Origin of the sequence: Pararhizobium sp. (genome assembly GCF_035497515.1) — a bacterium.
GTDB lineage: Bacteria > Pseudomonadota > Alphaproteobacteria > Rhizobiales > Rhizobiaceae > Pararhizobium.
This window is the reverse complement of sequence record NZ_DATJDJ010000137.1, coordinates 1-3,061: the sequence shown is the minus strand read 5'-3', so window position 1 is coordinate 3,061 and position 3,061 is coordinate 1. Positions and strand designations below refer to the sequence as shown.

The 3,061-nt window shown below is 60.1% G+C and carries 3 protein-coding genes and 1 pseudogene; 1 reads left to right on the top strand and 3 read right to left on the bottom strand.

The window, feature by feature from the left end; all coding sequences use genetic code 11:
* The 3 genes and pseudogenes from VL202_RS14055 to VL202_RS14045 all read right to left on the bottom strand — a co-directional run.
* Positions 1-156: pseudogene (locus VL202_RS14055) on the bottom strand (D-xylose ABC transporter ATP-binding protein); the annotation flags it as partial.
* A gap of 171 nt (positions 157-327) precedes the next feature.
* Complete coding sequence (gene rhaS / locus VL202_RS14050; protein WP_056339376.1) at positions 328-1,323, bottom strand: rhamnose ABC transporter substrate-binding protein; 996 nt, start codon at positions 1,321-1,323, stop codon at positions 328-330.
* 55 nt (positions 1,324-1,378) lie between these two features.
* Positions 1,379-2,191, bottom strand: coding sequence for a DeoR/GlpR family DNA-binding transcription regulator (locus VL202_RS14045; RefSeq protein WP_325464726.1), 813 nt, complete (start codon positions 2,189-2,191; stop codon positions 1,379-1,381).
* Between the two features lie 203 nt (positions 2,192-2,394).
* Here VL202_RS14045 and VL202_RS14040 point away from each other — a divergent pair.
* The coding region (locus VL202_RS14040; protein WP_325464725.1) for a class II aldolase/adducin family protein at positions 2,395-3,061 on the top strand (667 nt) is incomplete at its 3' end.

Here is a 3,061-nt window from a genome sequence, read left to right as displayed (position 1 = left end):
GCCGATCAGGGCGGTAACCTGGCCAGGATGGAGCGCGATGCTCACGCCGTCCAGTGCCTTGACGCCCGGAAAAACCTGCGAGATGCCGCGCATTTCGAGAATGGGCGTGTCGGCGGGCGCTGGCGCGGTGTCGCGAGGTCTGGCTTGAACGGTCATGGTCTTTCCGGTTCCTATAGGCCCCTCATCCGCCTGCCGGCACCTTTTCCCCGCATGCGGGGACGCAAGCCAAGCAGCGACTTCCTAGCGTCGGGGCACGTACCCTCTCCCCGCATGCGGGGAGAGGGTCAGGGTGAGGGGCACGAGGTCCCCGAACTCAGAGGCGCGAGATCAGAAAATCTTCGCGAATTCGTCGATGTTCGACGAATTATAGACGAAGGGATCAGCCATGGCGGCTTCGCCATTGTCGCCGATCTTGATCTTGCCCATGCGGCCTGCCTCGATTTCCGCACCCGGAGCACCGTCGGTATCGCCCTTGACGAGGTGATAGGCGATCTGGGTGGCCGAGTAACCGAGGTCGATCGGGTTCCAGATCGCGAATTCCTTGGTGGCGCCGGACTTGATGGCGCCGGCCATTTCGGACGGAAGGCCCAGGCCCGTGACATAGACCTCGCCGATCTTGCCGGCATCCTTGACGGCCTGCGAGGCTGCGAGAACGCCAACGGTCGTCGGCGCAACGATGACCTTGACGTTCGGCTGCGAGGACAGGAGGCCCTGCGCTTCGCGATAGCTCTTATCGGCAAGATCGTCGCCATAGACGGTGGTGACCAGGTTGAGGCCGTCGAAATCCTTCAGCTGCTTCTTCATTTCCTCGATCCAGATGTTCTGGTTGGTCGAGGTGGTGGTTGCCGAGAGGATGGCGAAATCGCCCTTGCCGCCTTCAAGATGATTTGCAGCGAGCTGCAGGCACATCTTGCCGATCAGTTCGTTGGAGGACGGGTTGAGATGAAGGATACGGCCTTCCGCCGCGACGCCGCTATCCCAGGAGATGACCTTGATGCCGCGCTGGGTGGCCTTCTTCAGGGCCGGGACGACGGCGTCCGGATCGTTCGCCGAAATCGCGATGGCATCGACGCCCTGCGCGATCAGCGAATTGATGACTTCGATCTGGCCTTCCGCCGTCGTCGAGGTCGGGCCGGTATAGATGATCTCGACGCCGCCGAGTTCCTTGGCGGCTTCCTCGGCGCCCTTGTTGGCAGCCTCGAAGAAGCCGTTGCCGAGCGATTTGACGACCAGTGCGATCTTCATGTCGGCGGCCTGCGCGGCCGATCCCATGGCGGCGATGGCAAAGACCACGCCAACAAGCAATGTCTTGGACAGTTTCATGATTTCCTCCCAGGTTGATGAACTGCTGAATTCCTCCCCGCCAGCCGCTGAAAATTCAGGCGGCTGACGTGGCATTTGCCTTTTCCGATGAAGCCAACGGCTTCACGGCAATCAGTTTTATGCCGGCATCGGTGACCATGGCGGCCGCCTCGTCGGTAATCCTGTCGTCGGTAATGATGGTCGAGACCTTGTCGAGCGGGCAGAGGATGAGGCTCGAGCGCTTTGCGAACTTGCTGCTGTCGACCATGACGATCAGCTCTTCTGCCTGGCGGACCAGCTTCTGCTCGCTCTGGATGACCAGGGCGTCGGATTCCATCACACCCAGCGCATTGATGCCCTGCGCGCCGATGAAGATGCGGCGGGCGTAGAAATTGCGGATCGCGTCATTGTCGAATGGCGACAGGATCAGGCTCTGGTCGCGGTAGATCGCGCCGCCGGGAACCGAGACATTGCATTTCGAATGCTTCACCAGATGTTCGGCAATGGCGAAGGAATTGGTCATCACCTGCAGCCGGCGGGCGGACATGAAATGCACCATCTGGAACGTGGTGGTGCCGCCGTTGATGATGATTGAATCGCCCTCCTCGCACAGATCGACGGCGGCGCGCGCAATTGCGCGCTTCTTGTCGATATTGACCGATTCAGACACGCGAAAAGGACGGGCGGCGAGGTTTCCAAGCTGCGGCGGATGCACGGCCTCGGCCCCCCCGCGGACACGGCGAAGCTTTCCCTGCACATGCAGGGCTGCGATGTCACGGCGGATCGTGGCTTCGGATGCCTCGGTCAACTCGGCAATATCCTGCACGGTAACCACCGGCTTTTCCTGGATCGCGCTCAAGATGATGCGATGGCGTTCGCGTTCGTGCATGGCTTCCTCCCTGAGGCGATTTAGTCGGATTGCTTTTAAACTGTCAATCAGAAACGATCAAAAAAGATAATATTGCAGCGCACAATGAAAACTCATGATCGAAACTGATTGACAATAGTCGATTTGATGCGCGATATCCTCGAACAAGAAGGAGATGGGTCCGTGCGTTTCGGCCCCCAGCACACTTACCTTGGGAGGATGTCATGACGGGCCAAACCCGCCTTCTCGATAATCGTTGGGATGATGCCCATGCCGAAGAGCTCGACGAGCCCGGCAAGCTGCTTTATCGCTCGAACCTGCTCGGCGCGGACAAGCGCATCACCAATTACGGTGGCGGCAATACCTCCGCCAAGGTCATGGAAACCGATCCGCTCACCGGCGAAAAGGTCAAGGTGCTCTGGGTCAAGGGGTCCGGCGGCGATGTCGGCACGATCAAACTCGATGGTTTCGCCACGCTTTACCAGGAAAAGCTCGACGCCCTGAAAGGCATCTACAAGGGCGTGCACGATGAAGACCGGATGGTCGGCTTCCTGCCCCACTGCACCTTCAATCTCAACCCGCGTGCCGCTTCGATCGATACGCCGCTGCATGGTTTCGTGCCGTTCACCCATGTCGATCACATGCACCCGGATGCGATCATCGCGATCGCGGCCTCGAAGAGGTCAAGGGAACTGACACAGAAGATCTTCGGCGCGGATATCGGCTGGCTGCCCTGGCGCCGCCCGGGGTTCCAGCTCGGCCTCGATCTCGAGGCCTTCGTGAAGGCCAATCCGACGGCCCGGGGCGTCGTCCTCGAAAGCCATGGCCTGTTCACCTGGGCAAACGATGCCAAGGACTGCTACCTGCTGACGCTCGAGATCATCAACAAGG

What these genes read in the sequence shown, in the direction of transcription:
- rhaS (WP_056339376.1), bottom strand. Translation starts at nt 1,323, where the DNA reads ATGAAACTGTCCAAGACATTGCTTGTTGGCGTGGTCTTTGCCATCGCC.
- VL202_RS14045 (WP_325464726.1), bottom strand. Translation starts at nt 2,191, where the DNA reads ATGCACGAACGCGAACGCCATCGCATCATCTTGAGCGCGATCCAGGAA.